This window comes from Candidatus Pelagibacter sp. PS_40 (assembly GCF_059417765.1).
In genome coordinates this window covers 434,024-451,473 of the sequence record NZ_CM182064.1, presented here as the reverse complement: position 1 = coordinate 451,473, position 17,450 = coordinate 434,024, and the positions used below count along the sequence as shown (strand labels likewise).

Annotated in this window: 18 protein-coding genes and 2 tRNA genes; 4 read left to right on the top strand and 16 right to left on the bottom strand. The window is 28.4% G+C overall.

Annotated elements, in window-relative coordinates; all coding sequences use genetic code 11:
- The 14 genes from nuoK to AC5SLW_RS02380 form a co-directional block, all read right to left on the bottom strand.
- Positions 1–309 carry an NADH-quinone oxidoreductase subunit NuoK gene (gene nuoK / locus AC5SLW_RS02445; RefSeq protein ID WP_026225064.1) on the bottom strand — a complete coding sequence of 103 codons (309 nt, stop codon included), beginning with the start codon at positions 307–309 and terminating at the stop codon, positions 1–3.
- Positions 305–937 carry an NADH-quinone oxidoreductase subunit J gene (locus AC5SLW_RS02440; RefSeq protein WP_006997027.1) on the bottom strand — a complete coding sequence of 211 codons (633 nt, stop codon included), beginning with the start codon at positions 935–937 and terminating at the stop codon, positions 305–307. Before AC5SLW_RS02440 ends, nuoK begins: the two co-directional genes overlap by 5 nt.
- A gap of 2 nt (positions 938–939) precedes the next feature.
- The gene (gene nuoI / locus AC5SLW_RS02435; protein WP_006997028.1) at positions 940–1,425 is read right to left on the bottom strand and encodes an NADH-quinone oxidoreductase subunit NuoI; all 486 of its coding nucleotides are present in this window, start codon (positions 1,423–1,425) and stop codon (positions 940–942) included.
- A gap of 2 nt (positions 1,426–1,427) precedes the next feature.
- Positions 1,428–2,426 carry an NADH-quinone oxidoreductase subunit NuoH gene (gene nuoH, locus AC5SLW_RS02430; protein WP_006997029.1) on the bottom strand — a complete coding sequence of 333 codons (999 nt, stop codon included), beginning with the start codon at positions 2,424–2,426 and terminating at the stop codon, positions 1,428–1,430.
- Between the two features lie 3 nt (positions 2,427–2,429).
- Complete coding sequence (nuoG, locus tag AC5SLW_RS02425) at positions 2,430–4,469, bottom strand: NADH-quinone oxidoreductase subunit NuoG (RefSeq protein ID WP_271741176.1); 2,040 nt, start codon at positions 4,467–4,469, stop codon at positions 2,430–2,432.
- The gene (gene nuoF, locus AC5SLW_RS02420; protein ID WP_018414058.1) at positions 4,462–5,793 is read right to left on the bottom strand and encodes an NADH-quinone oxidoreductase subunit NuoF; all 1,332 of its coding nucleotides are present in this window, start codon (positions 5,791–5,793) and stop codon (positions 4,462–4,464) included. The genes nuoG and nuoF overlap by 8 nt, the downstream gene beginning before the upstream one ends.
- Positions 5,786–6,394, bottom strand: a complete 609-nt coding sequence (gene nuoE, locus AC5SLW_RS02415; protein WP_011282014.1) for an NADH-quinone oxidoreductase subunit NuoE — start codon at positions 6,392–6,394, stop codon at positions 5,786–5,788. Before nuoE ends, nuoF begins: the two co-directional genes overlap by 8 nt.
- Complete coding sequence (locus tag AC5SLW_RS02410) at positions 6,394–7,569, bottom strand: NADH-quinone oxidoreductase subunit D (protein ID WP_006997033.1); 1,176 nt, start codon at positions 7,567–7,569, stop codon at positions 6,394–6,396. The genes nuoE and AC5SLW_RS02410 overlap by 1 nt, the downstream gene beginning before the upstream one ends.
- Positions 7,553–8,161, bottom strand: coding sequence for an NADH-quinone oxidoreductase subunit C (locus AC5SLW_RS02405; RefSeq protein ID WP_494575614.1), 609 nt, complete (start codon positions 8,159–8,161; stop codon positions 7,553–7,555). The genes AC5SLW_RS02410 and AC5SLW_RS02405 overlap by 17 nt, the downstream gene beginning before the upstream one ends.
- Positions 8,162–8,166: 5 nt before the next feature.
- Entirely contained in the window at positions 8,167–8,688 is a 522-nt protein-coding gene (locus AC5SLW_RS02400) for a NuoB/complex I 20 kDa subunit family protein (protein ID WP_006997035.1), read from the bottom strand.
- Positions 8,689–8,699: 11 nt separating this feature from the next.
- Positions 8,700–9,068 carry an NADH-quinone oxidoreductase subunit A gene (locus AC5SLW_RS02395; RefSeq protein WP_494575612.1) on the bottom strand — a complete coding sequence of 123 codons (369 nt, stop codon included), beginning with the start codon at positions 9,066–9,068 and terminating at the stop codon, positions 8,700–8,702.
- Between the two features lie 88 nt (positions 9,069–9,156).
- Positions 9,157–9,233 (bottom strand) — tRNA-Asp (locus tag AC5SLW_RS02390).
- Positions 9,234–9,246: 13 nt separating this feature from the next.
- Positions 9,247–9,322: transfer RNA gene (locus AC5SLW_RS02385), tRNA-Val, on the bottom strand.
- 159 nt (positions 9,323–9,481) lie between these two features.
- Positions 9,482–10,414, bottom strand: coding sequence for an NAD-dependent epimerase/dehydratase family protein (locus tag AC5SLW_RS02380; protein WP_494575610.1), 933 nt, complete (start codon positions 10,412–10,414; stop codon positions 9,482–9,484).
- Between AC5SLW_RS02380 and wecB the strand changes: the two genes are divergently transcribed.
- Together wecB and AC5SLW_RS02370 are read left to right on the top strand one after the other, a co-directional pair.
- Positions 10,405–11,520 carry a non-hydrolyzing UDP-N-acetylglucosamine 2-epimerase gene (wecB, locus tag AC5SLW_RS02375; protein WP_494575608.1) on the top strand — a complete coding sequence of 372 codons (1,116 nt, stop codon included), beginning with the start codon at positions 10,405–10,407 and terminating at the stop codon, positions 11,518–11,520. The genes AC5SLW_RS02380 and wecB overlap by 10 nt on opposite strands.
- Before the next feature lies 1 nt (position 11,521).
- Positions 11,522–12,697 (top strand): nucleotide sugar dehydrogenase, encoded by a 1,176-nt coding sequence (locus AC5SLW_RS02370; protein ID WP_494575606.1) that lies wholly within the window; start codon positions 11,522–11,524, stop codon positions 12,695–12,697.
- Positions 12,698–12,717: 20 nt separating this feature from the next.
- Here AC5SLW_RS02370 and AC5SLW_RS02365 read toward each other — a convergent pair whose 3' ends face one another.
- Positions 12,718–13,461, bottom strand: a complete 744-nt coding sequence (locus tag AC5SLW_RS02365; protein WP_494575604.1) for a glycosyltransferase family 2 protein — start codon at positions 13,459–13,461, stop codon at positions 12,718–12,720.
- A gap of 24 nt (positions 13,462–13,485) precedes the next feature.
- On the opposite strand from AC5SLW_RS02365, the gene AC5SLW_RS02360 reads away from it, so the two are divergent.
- Positions 13,486–14,010, top strand: coding sequence for a glycosyltransferase family 39 protein (locus tag AC5SLW_RS02360; protein ID WP_494575602.1), 525 nt, complete (start codon positions 13,486–13,488; stop codon positions 14,008–14,010).
- Positions 14,011–14,333: 323 nt separating this feature from the next.
- A complete protein-coding gene (locus tag AC5SLW_RS02355) occupies positions 14,334–14,891 on the top strand; it encodes a hypothetical protein (RefSeq protein ID WP_494575600.1) in 558 nt (185 codons plus the stop codon).
- A gap of 115 nt (positions 14,892–15,006) precedes the next feature.
- On the opposite strand, the gene lon is transcribed toward AC5SLW_RS02355, so the two are convergent.
- Complete coding sequence (gene lon, locus AC5SLW_RS02350) at positions 15,007–17,391, bottom strand: endopeptidase La (RefSeq protein WP_494575598.1); 2,385 nt, start codon at positions 17,389–17,391, stop codon at positions 15,007–15,009.
- Positions 17,392–17,450 lie beyond the last annotated feature (59 nt).

The window sequence follows — 17,450 nt, the reverse complement described above, 5'->3', positions numbered from 1 at the left end:
TTATCCTTTTAAACTGTCAATTTTCTCAACATCAATTGTTGATGAGTTTCTATAATAGACAACAATAATTGCCAAACCTATTGCCGCCTCTGCCGCTGCAACAGTTAATATAAAAAGAGTGAATATTTGACCAGAAATATCGTTTAAAAATATTGAAAATGAAACTAAATTAATATTTACAGCTAATAAAATAAGCTCAATACTCATTAAAATTACTATAATATTTTTTCTATTTAAAAATAATCCGACTATGCCGATAGTAAAAATTATTGCAGCCAATGTAAGATAGTGACCTAAACCTATACTAATCATCAGATTTAACTCCTTTATTGTTCTCAACATCAATTAATTCAACACCATCTGATCTTTCACGAGATATTTGACTAAAATAACTTTGTCTTTTAACTCCAGATCTTTGTCTAAATGTAAGAACAATAGCACCTATCATTGCAACTAATAAAATCATTCCACTTAACTGAAAAACATGAATGTAATCTGTATACAGAACGTAACCAATTGAATGAGTATTGGTTATATTTTTATCTATTGTTAAAGACATTGCCGAGACAAGATCAGGTTTATATTTCCATCCACCAATTACGATTATTAATTCGAAAAATATTATAACACTTACTATTAGTCCAATAGGTATATGTTTTGAACTTTCCTGTGCACTAAACCACTGATTTTTTTGTTGAGCTACATTTAACATCATAACTACAAATAAAAATAAAACAGCAACCGCACCTACATAAACAATCAACATGATCATTCCCAAAAATTCAGCGCCGATCATTATAAATAGGCATGAAATGCTTATGAAATCTAAAATTAAAAAGAAAACAGAATGAACAGTGTTTTTAGATACTGTTACCATTATAGCAGAAACAATTGCTATAAAAGAAAACGTATAAAAAAATATTGCGTGCGCTAACATAATTATCTGTGAGAGTTATCAGCTTTAATATTGGCTGCTAAAACATTTTCCCATCTATCTCCATTATCGAGTAATTTTTCTTTATTATAATAAAGCTCTTCTCTTGTTTCAGTTGAAAATTCAAAATTAGGCCCCTGTACAATAGCATCAACTGGACAAGACTCTTCACAAAGACCACAATAAATACATTTCATCATATCAATATCATATCTAGTAGTTTTTCTGCTACCATCAGCTCTTTCAGAGGATTCAATTGTGATTGCTTGAGCTGGACACACAGCTTCACATAACTTACATGCAATACATCTTTCTTCACCGTTAGGATATCTTCTTAAAGCATGCTCACCTCTAAATCTTGGGCTTATTTTTCCTTTTTCAAAAGGGTAATTTATTGTTTTTTTAGATTTAAATATTTCTTTGATAGCAATATTTAAGCCGCCTAAAAAATCTAATAAAAAAATTGTTTTAAATATTCTTGAAATTTTCATAATTAATTAACCGGTAATAAGTTGAAGTAAAACAAATAGCTAGCTGTTAGAACTACCCATGTTAATGATAATGGTAAAAATATCTTCCATCCTAGTCTCATTAATTGATCGTATCTATATCTTGGAACAATAGCTTTAACCAAGGCAAACAAAACAAATAAGAATAATATTTTAAAAATCATCCAAATTGCGCCTGGAATTAAGTTAAATGGATAAAGATCAATGGGCGATAGCCACCCACCTAAAAAAAGTATTGACCCCATAGCGCACATCAAAAGAATATTTGCATATTCTCCAAGCCAAAACATTGCATACATCATGCCTGAATATTCAGTTTGATAACCCGCAACAAGTTCTGCTTCTGCTTCAGGCAAATCAAATGGCGGTCTGTTTGTCTCCGCTAATGCAGAAATAAAGAAAATCACAAACATTGGAAATAATGGAATTATAAACCATAAATTTTCTTGAGCCATAATTATATCGTTCAAATTTAAAGAACCAACACAAAGCAAAACATTTATAATAATAACTCCAATTGATACTTCGTAGGAAACCATTTGTGCAGCAGATCTAATAGCACCTAAAAAAGGATATTTTGAATTTGAAGCCCAACCACCCATAATAATTCCATAAACACCCAAAGAAGAAACAGCGAATAGATAAAGGACACCTACATTAATATCAGCCAATACTTGGGTTGCACTGAATGGAATAACAGCCCACGAAACTAAGGCCAAAGTCATAGTTACAATTGGTGCTAGTATAAAGATTACTTTATTTGAACTTGAAGGAATTATAACTTCTTTAAAAATATATTTTAATGCATCAGCTAATGATTGAAGTAAACCAAAAGGTCCAACAACATTAGGTCCTTGCCTTTTTTGTACAAAGGCCCAAATACGCCGGTCAAGCCACACAATCATAGCCACAGAAACTAAAACAGGAACTAATAAAAATAATATTTTGTAAGTTTGTAAAAAAATAATATTAAGATATTCCATAAATTAACCTTCTGTTCCTGTAGACTTTAAATCTGCTTTTAAATGTCTACACTCAGACATAGTTTTTGAAGCTCTAGCAATTACATTTGAATAATAATAATCATTATCTATTTTAATCAATTCATTTTCAAAAATTAATTCCTTAACTTTTGATGAAGTTAAAGAGTTATTTTTTTCAATATGTAGATTTATTTGATTAATTAAACTGCTATCCAGCTCATCTTTATCATTAAATAATTTTCTATGATTCATGGACTCTGCAAGTTCATTTATTATTACCCAATCATCTTTTGCAAGTTCTGGTGGATATGATGCTTTGTAGGCTTTTTGTAATTTACCTTCTAAATTTGTAAAATAACCATTTTGTTCTGTATAAGCAGCCCCTGGCAAAATAATGTCTGCTATTTCCGCTCCTTTATCTCCATGAGAGCCTTGATAAATAATAAACTCATTTTTTTTTTCAAAATTAATAGTGTCTAGACCTAGAAGATAAACAATTTCAAACTTGTGATCTTCCAAGTCTTTCAAAACTTCATTGTCACCATCAGTTGTTTTATATACCCCAAGATCAAACGCACCTACCGTGGATGCATTTTCAGAAATTATATTTAAAGCATTCCAATCATTGGAAAGTTTATTATTTTCATCTAAAAATTGCTTGATTGATTCAAAAATATATTTAGATGATTTACTTTTTAGTGCAGATTGACCCATTATAATCATAGGTTTCTTTGCTTGTTTAATTAAATCAGATACCTCATGTTTACCTTCGATAATTTTTTTAACAGTTTCAGTGTTTCCATCTAAAGACTGGTAAGGGTATGTAAGGTCACCTACTTCATTTAGCGAAATAATTTTAGTTTTGTTTTGAAGATAGGATTTTCTAATTCGGGCATTTAAAATTGTTGCTTCAAATCTAGGGTTAGTCCCTAAAAGGAAAATAAAATCAGCTTCTTCAATTCCATTAATTGATGAGTTGAATAAATAATTTTCTCGCTTTCCTGGATTTAAATAACTGTAATTATCTCTAGACTCTATATTTTGAGAACCTAATGTTTTATTAAAAAATTCTTTAAATATATAAAGTGTTTCCATATTGACTAAATCACCAGTTAACCCACAGATTTTTTCTTTATCAGTGTTTTTAAACTTAGATTTAATTATATTAAAAACTTCAGACCATGATGCTTTTTCAAATTTTCCATTATACTTAATATAAGGTGTATCTAGTCTTTGATTTGATAAACCATCGCAAGCATGTCTTGTTTTATCAGAAATCCATTCCTCGTTAATGTCTTCGTTTATTCTTGGTAAAATTCTCTTAACTTCCCAGCCATAGGTATCAACTCTTATATTAGAGCCAATAGCATCCATAACATCAATAGATTCGGTCTTTTTTAATTCCCAAGGTCTTGCTTCAAAAACATATGGTTTAGATGTTAAAGCTCCAACAGGACACAAATCAACAACATTAGCAGATAATTCTGATTGCATTGATTGCTCAAGGTAAGTAGTTATTTGCATATCTTCACCACGTCCTATTGCTCCTATTTCTGGTACACCAGCAATTTCTGTTGCAAACCTAACACATCTAGTACAATGGATGCACCTTGTCATTTGAGTTTTAATTAAAGGACCCATATTTTTTTCAGGAACTTGTCTTTTATTTTCTTTAAATCTAGATTTATCTACCCCATAAAACATTGATTGATCTTGAAGATCACATTCGCCACCTTGATCACATACAGGACAATCTAATGGGTGATTTGCAAGTAAAAATTCCATCACACCTTTTCTTGCTTTTTCAACAAATTCAGTATTCGTTTTAATATTCATACCTTCAGCAGCAGGCATCGCACATGATGCAACTGGTTTTGGAGATTTTTCCATTTCAACTAGGCACATTCTACAATTTCCAGCAATTGAAAGTTTTTCGTGATAACAAAATCTTGGAATTTCAACTCCAGCTTTTTCACAAGCTTGTAAGACTGTTAAGCCATCTTCAACTTCAACTTCAATATTGTTAACTTTTAATTTAGGCATTTTTTTTATCCAATAAATGTTGATCGACTAAATAAGGAACTTCATTATTTTTTTTTATTGTTGGTTCAAAATTGTTTCGTTTCTCAATTTCTTTTCTAAAATGTCTTAACAAACCCTGGACAGGCCATGAAGATCCTTCACCAAAAGCACAAATAGTATGACCAGCAATTTGATTTGTAACATCACCAAGCATTTCTACTTCATCTTTTGACGCTTCTCCCTTAGCCATTCTTTCTAACATTCTCCACATCCATCCAGAACCTTCTCTACATGGTGTGCACTGTCCACAACTTTCATGTTTATAAAATCTAGCAATTCTTGCCATACATTTAATAATATCCTGATCATTATTTATAACGACAATACCTGCGGTTCCTAAACCACTTTTCTCAGCAACAAGTGAATCAAAATCCATTGTTAAAGTTTCACATGTTTTTTTTGGTATAATAGGCATAGAAGATCCACCTGGTATTACTGCTTGTAGATTATCCCATCCACCAATTACTCCGCCAGCATGTACTTCTATTAACTCTTTAAGAGATATACTCATTTCCTCTTCAACGTTACATGGTTTATTAACATTTCCAGATATACAAAATATTTTAGTTCCTGTATTTTTCGCTTTTCCTAATGACGCAAACCATTTACCACCTTTTCTCAAAATCGTCGGAACAACAGCTATAGTTTCCACATTATTAATTATTGTTGGACATCCGTATAATCCTATTAAAGCTGGAAAAGGAGGTTTTAATCTTGGCTGACCTTTTTTACCTTCGATGCTTTCTAGAAGTGCTGTTTCTTCACCACATATATAAGCGCCTGCTCCATAATGAATATAAATATCTAAGTCCCAGCCAGTACCAGAGGCATTTTTTCCTATAAGTTTTTTTTCATAAGCTTCATCGATTGCTTTTTGAAGTTTTTGTCCATCAATAAAATATTCGCCGCGTATATAAATATAGCAAACATGGGCCTGAACTGCGTAAGAAGCAATCAAACATCCTTCTATTAATTTGTGAGGTTCAAACCTTAAAATATCACGATCCTTACATGTGCCAGGTTCAGATTCATCACCATTTATAACTAGATAGTGAGGTCTAGAACCAAGTTCTTTTGGGGCAAAAGACCATTTAAGACCCGTAGGAAATCCAGCACCACCTCTTCCTCTTAATTCCGATGATTTAACTTCTTCTATAATCCATTCTCTACCTTTTTTTATTATTTCAGCAGTATCTACCCAGTCGCCTCTATTTTTTGAAGACTCAACATCTGAACCTTTATCATTATATAGGTTTTGAAATATTCTATCTTTATCGTTAAGCATTTTTTAAATCCAAAAGTGTTTTTCTGTTATTTTCAGGTTCATTATTAACTCTTCCTCTATAAGATCCTGGCTTTGGCGTCTTACCGTCAAGTATCTCATCTAAAATTTTTAAAGTTTTTTCTTTATCTAGGTCTTCATAATAGTCATCATTAATTTGCATCATTGGGGCATTAACGCATGCACCCAAACATTCAACTTCCATCCATGAGCATGATTTATCAGTAGATAATTCATTTTCATTTTCTGAAATTTTTTCTTTGCATGCTTCAACAAGTTTATAAGCTCCTCTGATCATGCATGGTGTAGTTGTGCAAACTTGAATAAAGTGTTTTCCAACTGGTGATAGGTTATACATTGTATAAAAAGTGGCCACCTCATAAACTTTTATATAAGGCATATCTAAAAACTTTCCGATATATTTCATTGCTGCAAGTGGTATCCAGTTATCATTTTGTTTTTGAGCGATATATAGTAATGCCATTACAGCGCTTTGTTGTTTTCCTTCTGGATATTTGGAAATCATTTCTTTTGCTGCGGCTAGACTATCTGCTGTGAATTCAAATTTTTCTGGTTGTTCTTTTGCGGGTTTTCTTAAACTCATTATCTATCAACCTCTCCAAAAACAATATCTAACGAACCTAAAACAGCAGGTACATCAGCAAGCATATGTCCTTTAATCAAATAATCCATTGCTTGTAGGTGAGAAAAGCCAGGAGCTCTAATTTTACATTTGTAAGGTTTGCTGGTTCCATCAGATATTAAATAAACACCAAATTCACCCTTTGGTGCTTCAACAGCAGTATAAATTTCATCTTTGTCAACACGATAACCTTCAGTGAATAATTTAAAGTGATGAATTAAAGCTTCCATTGATTGTTTAATATCTTTTTTAGGTGGAGGACTAATTTTTCCATCTAATGATTTAATTGGTCCTTTTTCCATTTTACTTAAACATTGTTTGATTATTGAAACACTTTCTCTCATTTCTTCAATTCTACATAAATATCTATCAAAACAGTCTCCATTTTTTCCTACTGGAATTTTAAATTCTAGTTGTTCATAACAGTCATAAGGTTGAGATTTTCTTAGATCCCAAGGAACTCCAGAGCCTCTAATCATAACACCACTAAAAGAATAATCTAACGCATCTTCCTTGGTTACAATTCCTATATCAACATTTCGCTGTTTAAATATTCTGTTGTCAGTCAATAATGTTTCTAGATCATCTATTATCTTCGGGAACGACTCACAAAAATTACCTATATCCTCTTCAAGACCCATCGGTAAATCTTGATGAACACCACCGGCCCTGAAGTAATTGGCATGTAGTCTTGAACCAGATGCTCTTTCATAAAATGTCATTAATGTTTCACGTTCTTCAAAACCCCATAGTGATGGAGTTAAAGCGCCTACATCAAGAGCTTGAGTTGTAACATTTAATATATGACTTAATATTCTTCCAATTTCACAAAACATTACTCTGATTAATTGGGCTCTAATTGGAACATTTATCTTTAAAATTTTTTCTATAGCTAAAGCAAAAGCATGTTCCTGATTCATTGGAGCAACATAATCAAGTCTGTCAAAATAAGGGACTGCTTGCATATACGTTTTATTTTCTATTAACTTTTCTGTTCCCCGGTGTAGAAGACCAATATGTGGATCAGCTTTTTCAACAACCTCTCCATCTAATTCTAAAATTAATCTTAACACACCATGAGCTGCAGGGTGCTGAGGTCCAAAATTTAGATTTAATGTTTTAATTTTTTTTGTCATTTTCAAGGTCAGCTTGATCTTTAATATATTTTGTTCCTTCCCAAGGGCTTTCGTAATCAAAATTTCTATAATTTTGCTCTAACTTAACTGGTTCACTAATAACTTTCTTTTGATCTTCGCTATATCTAACTTCAGTATGACCAGTTAAAGGAAAATCTTTTCTTAAGGGGTGTCCTTCAAAGCCATAATCAGTAAGTATTCTTCTCATATCTGGATGGTCTTTAAACTTAACTCCATACATATCAAAAACTTCTCTCTCCATCCAATTTGCTGCAGGATAAATGGGTGTTAGTGATGGAATAACTTCATTTTCACTTATTAGGTAACTTAATATAATTCTTTGATTAAATTCATGACTTAAAAACAAATACACAACTTTAAAACGTTGAGCATTTTCAGGGTAATCAACAACTGTAATATCAATTAACTGTCTAAATTTTGTATTCTCGTTACTTTTAATAAATAACGTTACATCTATCAAATCTTCATTATCAATATTAATATATAACTGTTCATGTCTAATCTCAGTTTTTTTAATTTTAGTTGTAAGTTCCGAGTTAATTTTTTTTTCAAGATCTATTAAATTTTGCATATAAATTACCTTTCAAAAGATCCTTTGTTTCTAATTTTTTTTTGTAATTGCAAAATTCCATAAAGTAATGCTTCAGCTGATGGAGGGCATCCTGGCACATAAATATCCACAGGTACTATCTTATCACAACCACGGACTACAGAATAAGAGTAGTGATAATAACCACCACCATTTGCACAACTACCCATCGAAATAACATATCTCGGTTCAGGCATTTGATCATAAACTTTTCTTAATGCCGGTGCCATTTTATTAGTTAAAGTTCCAGCTACAATCATAACATCAGATTGTCTTGGTGACCCTCTTGGTGCAGCACCAAATCTTTCTAAATCATATCTTGGCATTGCTGTTTGCATCATCTCAACAGCACAGCAAGCTAAACCAAAAGTCATCCAGTGTAATGAACCAGCTCTTGACCAGTTTATTAAATTATCAAGTGAAGTTGTGATAAAACCATTTTTACTAAAGTCTTCAGCAAGTTTTTTAAATTCTTCAGGAATTTCTTTATTTTTATTTTCTAAGTTCATAATCTAAAATTTTATTCCCAGTCTAGTGCACCTTTTTTCCATTCATAAATAAATCCAACCGTAAGAATGAATAAAAATATCATCATTGAAGTAAAGCCAAGACCTCCAATATTGCCCAATGATATTGCCCAAGGAAAAAGGAAAGCTATCTCTAAATCAAAGATTATAAATAGAATTGCCACTAAATAAAACCTTACATCAAATTCCATTCTTGAATCTTCAAAGGGTTCAAAACCACATTCATATGCAGATAATTTTTCTGGATCTGGATGTTTTGGTGATAATATTAAGTTTACAACAACAAAAACACAACTCAGACCAAGTGCAATAATCAAAAATATAATAATTGGTAAGTAATCTTTTAAAAATTCTGAAAGCATTTGAGTCTATATAGCAGTTTTTACCTCTTGTTGAAGGGTACTTACGTCACATTTTTAATAATATAAATGTTAATTAATAGGGAAAAAGTGGCGGGAGTGAAGGGACTCGAACCCTCGACCTATCGCGTGACAGGCGATCGCTCTAACCAACTGAGCTACACCCCCACTTTAGTTGTTTTGGTGGGCAGTAAAGGACTCGAACCTTTGACCCCCTCGGTGTAAACGAGATGCTCTACCAACTGAGCTAACCGCCCAAAACCAAAATACGCACCTTTTATAACAACTTATTTGAGAAAGCAAACACTTAAGAAAGGCAATATTGGGTACATTTGTGAACAAGCACTATTCCTATTCTATCCCTGACTTGTATTAGGATAATATCTGGATATTTTATTAATGTTGTGATGAAAAGATTATTTGTTTTTGTACCATTTTATTGTTTCTTTTAAACCGGTACTTAAGTTTGTAAATTTGTTAATACCAAAGATCTTTTTAATTTTTACATTAGATCCAAGTCTATTTTGAACTTTGTCCCATTTTCTTAATGATGAATAGTTTATATTAGATTTTGAATTAGTTAATTTGACTATCATTTTAGCAAGAGAAATAATCGTAGTTTTATTACCTGTACATGAGTTAATTAAATTTGGCATATTTTTTGATTTAATCAATATTGCGATTATTTTTACTAGGTCATTAACAAAGGTAAAATCTCTTGTCTCATGTCCTGTTCCAGTTATAGATAATACTTTATTTTTTAAAGCATGGTCAATAAATCTAGGAATAACATTTCTAAACTTATGATTTACCTCACCAGGACCATAAGTATTAAATACTCTTAGAATCGTAGAATTTAGTTTATAAAAATTTTTATAAAATTGAACATAAAGTTCAGCAGAGTATTTAGAAATAGCGTATGGAGTTTCGTTCGGATTTAAAGAAAGGTTTTCTTTGGCTAAAGAGCTTTCGCCATAAACGCAAGAAGATGATAAATATAAAAATTTTTTAACCTTTTTTTGTTTACAGAGTTCTAGGATGTTTAATGTTCCTAAAATATTTGTTTTTAAATCCTTAGTGGGATTAATTATTGAATTTTCATTGGCAAAATGAGCGGCGGCGTGTATTACATAGTCAATTTTTATATCCTTTAATGTTTCTTTAATTTTTGAAAAATTTGAAATATCAATTTTAAAAAAAGTGACATTAGCTTTGTCAAATAAGAAATTTTTTAACGTACCTTTTGTACTTAGATTATCTATAATAATTATATTATATTTGTTCTGAAAAAACTTTACAAGGTTTTGACCTATAAAACCTGCACCGCCTGTAATTAAAATTGATTTCAAATATATTTTTTAAGTTAATAGTTTATAAGTTTAAAATAAAAAATGAAAAAAAAAAGAAAATAATTCTTAGTTTTGGAACTAGACCAGAAATTATAAAATTGGCACCAATTATACAAATACTTAAAAAAAAGAGAATTAATTTCAAATTAGTTCACAGTGGACAGCACTATTCAGAAAACATGAGCAGTATATTTTTAGAATATTTTAATATTAAAAAAATAGATTATGATCTTAAACTAGGACTAAAAAATAATTCATCTAACTTTGTAAAAGCTTTTAGTAAAAAATTTAAAGAAATATTGTTAAAAGAAAAACCGGATTGTCTTATTGTTCAAGGTGATACTAATACATGTTTAATTTCAGCCTTAGCCGCTAAAAACCTCAAAAATTTGAATAAAATAAAAACAAAAATTATTCATATTGAAGCAGGATTAAGAAGTTACGATAAAAGCATGCCCGAGGAGTCAAATAGAATTACTGTTGATCATATATCTGATTTACTTTTTCCTCCAACAGAAATACAAAAAAAAATTTTATTAAAGGAAGGAATTAAAAAGCCAATATTTGTAGTTGGAAGTACTATCGTAGATAATTTAAAAAACAGAAAAATTGTAACGATTAAAAAAAAATTCTTCCTATTAACAATACATAGATTTGAAAATGTAATGAATAAATTCAGGTTATCAAAAATTCTGAATATAATGAAAAAAATTTCTAATAAGTATAATATAAAGGTTATTTTTCCATGCCACCCAAACACGCAAAGTAAAATTAGATTATATAAAATAAAAATTGGTAAAAATATTGAGATGATTAATCCTGTGAATTATGATAAATTTTTATCATACTTAAAATCTTGTTCAGTTGTTTTTTCTGACTCGGGCGGACTTCAAGAGGAGGCATGCATATTAAAAAAACATTTAATTACATTTAGAAACAATACAGAAAGGCCAGAGACAATAAAAATAGATGCAAATTTTTTAAGTATGTTAAATGAAAAAAAAGTTATAAATAGAATTAAAAAAATTACTTCAAAAAAAATTATTTTAACAAAACATCCTTATGGCAATAGAGTTTCAAGCAAAATTGTAAATTTAATAATATAAAATGAAATTTAAAATTTCAATAATAGGCCTTGGATATATTGGTTTACCTTTTGCGTTATTACTAAGTAAGAAAGGTTTTAGCGTTAATGGAGTTGATGTTAACAAAAAAAAAATAGAAACTTTAAATAAAGGAAAATTTATCTCTGAAGAAGCAGATATCAACAAATTATACAAGTTATCAAGGAATAATATAAGTTACTCAACAAAACTATTTAATTCTAAATTTTATATACTTTGTTTACCAACACCTATTAACAAAAGCTTAAATTGTGATTTATCATTTTTGATTGATGGTTTGAAGCAAATAAGCAAAGTTATAAAAATAAATGACACAATAGTTGTTGAATCTACCGTTCCTATAGGAACAACCTCATATTTATTTTCTTTAATGTGTAAATTACGTCCTGACTTAAAAGATAATTTTAATATTTGTTTTAGTCCAGAAAAAGCAATTCCTGGTAACACTTTGAATGAAATGCAGAATAATTATAGAATAATTGGATCAAACAAAAAAACATTTAACTTAGTAAGGAGGATTTATAGTAAATTTTCAAAAAATAAAATTTATAATTATAAAATAGAAGAAGCTGAAGCTTCAAAATTAATAGAAAATAGCTTTAGAGATAATCAATTAGCTTTTTCAAGCTATCTTGACTCTGAACTAAAAAAAAGAAAGTTAAATTTTAAAAAAATTAGTGAGATTTGTAATTTACATCCTAGAGTTAATCTTTTAAATCCATCAATAGGGGTTGGAGGTCATTGCATACCAATTGATCCTTATTTTTTAAACTTTAAGGCTCATAAAGATAATATGATTTTAATGTCAAGAAGATTAAATGACAAGAGAACAAGTAGCATTGCAACCAAATTAAAAAAACTAATAAGAGCCAAAAAAAAAATTAATATATGTTTATGGGGCTTAGGCTATAAACCTGGGTCAACTGATTTAAGAGAGAGTCCTGCTATAAAAATAATCAATCTATTAAAAACTAATAAATTTTATATTTCTGATCCTTATTATTATTTAATAAACAAAGATTCTAACAAATTTAAAAATTTCCTATCTCCGGATGTTGCATTTAAGAAATGCAAATTTCATATTATTTTAAATTTAAAAAATGAATATTTAAAAAAAAAATTTACTAACTGTCAATATATTCTTGCAGAAGATTTGTAATTAATAATTAGAAAATATGTTTAATAAAATATATTTCTAAATATAAGTAAAAAAGTTTTTATAATATTTGTGGAGATATTAAGTTTACTATCACCGATTTTGAAATCATATCTAAGTTTTAAAGGTACTTCATTTATTTTAATTGTTTTGACTTTTTTATCTAAATTAATTAACAAGTCTGCAATTATAGAAAAGTCTTTTGATTGAAAAAATTTTTTTTTTATTAAACCACTTTTTTTAAGAACTGAGTATTTATAAGCTCTAAAATTGCATGTGTAGTCCTCCACATTTTTTATTGGGAAATAAAATTTAAATAAAATTCTCGCCCCTTCGCTTAAAATTTTTCTAAAATAACTTAAACCTTGAATATCAGATCCATTTTGAAACCTTGAAGCAATCACAACATCATAATTATCATTTTTAATTAAAGAAATCATTCTTGGTATTAGAGATATTGGGTGAGTATTATCACTATCTAAACTGACTAAAATATCTTTTTTATGAGCATTCTTTAAAAAAAAATTTAAGCCAGTATATAGTGCTACATTTAAACCCATATTATTTTTATGCTCTAAATATAAAATTTTATTTTTTGAAATTTTTTTTAATTTAATAATATAATTTTTTGTTTGATCAAAACTACCGTCATTAACAATAATTATTTTAATTTTATTTAAACCAATAGAAGATAAATCGTTTGTCTTTTTAATTATTTTTTTTAAATTTTCTAATTCGTTGTAACAAGGAAGTAAAATATATATCATACTGTTAACAATATTTATTACATTATGTTTATTAAAAATACATTAAATTATTCTACATCATTAATTATTTCAATTTTATTAATAATTTTTTTTTCTACATACCAAATTAATCTAGAAGATTTGTGGTTTGATGAATTGATAACATTTTCGATCACAGATCCTAATCTTGGTCATCATGAAACTTACGAAAGGATAATAAAGGAAGAAAATACACCGCCATTATATTTTTTTTTAATTAAGTTTTTTTTTAAGTTATTTGGATACAACTATCAGCTACTAAGGTTACCAAATATAATCTTTAACGTGATATCATTAATTGTTTTTTTTTCAATTATAGTTAAAATTTCTAAAGATAAAAAATTTATTTCTTTATCTTTAATTTTATTTTCACTTAATTGGTTTTTAATATCTTATTCACATGAGGGGAGAGTTTATTCTTTCTACTGTATGGTATCTTTAATCTATATTAAGATTTATTTAGATATTATTGGCAAAAATAATTCCATTACTTCTTTTGAATCACTAGTTTTTTTTTCTTTACAACCATAATAATTAACACTTTTTTATTTTCTTTTTTAATAATAGGAACAATTTTTTTTTATGAGCTTTTTTTTAGAAGATATACAAAAAGTTTTAATTTAATAAATATCCTGATGTTTTTTTCGATTATAATTTCTTTATATTTAAACCTAGATTTTTACCAAAAAGTTTTAAACTTTAAAGCAATATCTATTAATAACCCAGATATCAATTTTTACTTATTTAATTATTTTTTCAATGTTTATTTTGGTTCAAAAATAATGGGTTTAATATTTTTTGTTTTTTTTATATTTTCTATAATTTATTTAATTAAAAGAAAATTGCTTAATAAAATGTTAAATTTTTTAATTTTATTAGTTTTATTTTCATATTTGATACCTATTTTATATGGTTATTTATTTACCCCAATTCTGATTGATAAATATATAATATATACAGTCCCAATTTTCATATTATTTATTTCTTTTTCTATAAGCCAGTTCAACAATTCAAAAATTAAATATATTTTTATTTATTTTTTAATAATTTTAAGTTTTTCAAATCAATTATTAAAAAACGTAAAAAAAGAAATTGATAAACCAGAATTTACAAAAATTTTAAATAATTTAAATAAAATAAATAAAAGTAATTATTATATTGCAAGTTTTAAGGATCATCAAAATGCTTATTTTAATACTATTGTTGAAAATTTACTTATTCATACAATTGCTAAAAAAAAAATTAAATTTATGAAAAATAAAAATGAAAAAAATTTTTGGATAATTTGTTATGATCCATCTAATACTTTTAAATACTGCACTGAAAAAAATATTTTACTTGTTAAAAATAATGAAGTGAAGGATGTTGTAAAAACTTATCAAGTAGTAGCAATTTTGATACATAAAAAGTAATTTCGAATTTTACCTTAGCTCAATATATTATGTTTTAAAATGTTATTGTAAAAGAAAGTTTAGTGTACTTTTTAATAAAATTAAATTCTGTAATAAATTAGAAAATATTAAACAATTACTGAATACTGGCTTGAGATTTATCATTAGATTGAGAAATTTTCTCAACCTCGACCCACTCAACTCTTTTTAATTCTTTTGTTAAAGCTATTTTTAATACTTCGTCAGCATGTTCAACAGGAATAATTTTTATATCATCAATAATTTTCTTAGGCATATCAACAAGATCTTTTTCATTTTCCTTTGGAATTATAACTTGTTTTATCCCAGCTCTGTGTGCTGCTAATAGTTTTTCTTTTAATCCACCAATTGGCAATACTTGACCTGTTAATGTTACCTCGCCTGTCATTGCAACATCTCTTCTGACGGGGTTATTTGTGATTGCAGAAACTATTGAAGTAACCATACCTATACCTGCTGAGGGTCCATCTTTAGGAGTAGCTCCTTCTGGAACATGAATATGAAAATCCTTTTTTTCAAATAAAGGAGGAATGATTCCATAATCTAAACTTTTTGATCTAATAAAAGATTTTGCAGCTTTGATAGATTCTTGCATAACCTCACCTAATTTTCCTGTAATTTGCATTCTACCTTTTCCTGGCATTATAACAGTTTCAATTTTAAGAATTTCCCCACCGTATTCAGTCCAAGCTAAACCAGTAACAACTCCGATTTTGTCTTTACTTTCTAGTTCGCCAAATTTAAATTTTTGAATTCCTAAATAGTCTGGTAAATTTTTTAAATCAATTTTAACTTCTTTCTCTTCTCCAGAAACTACTTTCTTAACAACTTTTCTGGCTACTTTTGAAATTTCTCTTTCTAGGTTTCTTACACCAGACTCTTTTGTATAGCTTTGGATAATTTCTTTAATTATATCCTCAGATAAAGTCATTTCATTTTCTTTAACTCCATTATCTTTAACTTGTTTGGGTAGTAGATACTTATTTGCAATATTAATTTTTTCATCTTCTGTATAACCAGCTAATCTAATGACTTCCATTCTATCTAATAACGGTGGTAAAATATTCAAAGTGTTAGCTGTAGTAACAAACATGACGTCAGATAAATCATAATCAACTTCTAGATAATGATCATTAAATGTTGTGTTTTGTTCTGGATCTAATGCTTCTAACAAAGCAGAAGATGGATCTCCTCTATGGTCATTTCCAATTTTATCTATTTCATCAAGAAGAATAAGTGGATTTTTTGTACCTGCTTTTTTCATCATTTGAATAATTTTACCAGGTAAAGAGCCTATATAAGTTCTTCTGTGTCCTCTTATTTCCGCTTCATCTCTCATACCACCAACAGAAACTCTTACAAATTCTCTATTAGTAGCTTTTGCAATTGATTTTCCTAATGATGTTTTACCAACACCTGGAGGACCAACTAAACATAAAATTGGACCTTTAATTTTTTCCATTCTTTTTTGGACTGCTAAAAATTCAATAATTCTTTCTTTAACTTTTTCTAAACCAAAATGATCTGCATCAAGAACTGCAAGTGCTTTTTTTAGATCAATATCAACTTGGCTTTTTTTATACCAAGGTAGATCTGTCATCCAATCAAGATAATTTCTGATAACAGTAGCCTCAGCAGACATTGGGCTCATATTTTTTAATTTTTTAAGCTCAGCCATGCATTTCTTCTCAACATCTTTTGGCATTTTTGCTTTAATAATTAATTTATTCAAACTTGAAGTTTCATCTTTTCCATCTTCAATTTCACCTAATTCCTTTTGAATAGCTTTAAGTTGTTCATTTAAATAATATTCTCTTTGAGTTTTCTCCATTTGAGTTTTAACTCTTCCTCTAATTCTTTTTTCTACTCCAATAATACTCGTTTCATTCTCCATTATTTTAATTATAGAATTCAGTCTTTTCTTAACATCTATAGTTTCAAATATTTGTTGCTTCTCTGAAATTGTAGCTGTTAGGTGAGATGCGATATTATCAGCGATGTGTGATGCATTAGTTAATTTTTTAATATTATTAATCGTTTCGCTTGATACTTTTTTATTAATTGAAGTTAGTTTTTCTAATCTTCTTACAGCAGTCATTGCTAGTGGTATTAAGTCTTCATCTTTAGTCACTACATCATGGTGATGAGCATATTCACAAATAATAAATTTCTCATTATCTTTAAAATCTAAAATTTTTATTCTTTTACTTCCTTCTACTAAAACTTTTACTGTACCGTCTGGTAATTTTAATAACTGAAGAATATTACCTTCACAACCATACATGAAAACATCAGTTTTTTTAGGGTCATCTATTTCTGAATTTTTTTGAGTAACTAGAACAATTTTTTTGTCCTTTTTCATAACTTCATTTAAAGCGGCAATAGATTTATCTCTGCCAACAAATAATGGGACTACCATATTTGGAAATACAACAATATCTCTTAACGGTAATAAAGGTCGTTCAATTTTTACATCCATCATCTAAATATGGATATTAAATATGATATTGCAATAGCTATTTATTACTTATTAACGTGAAA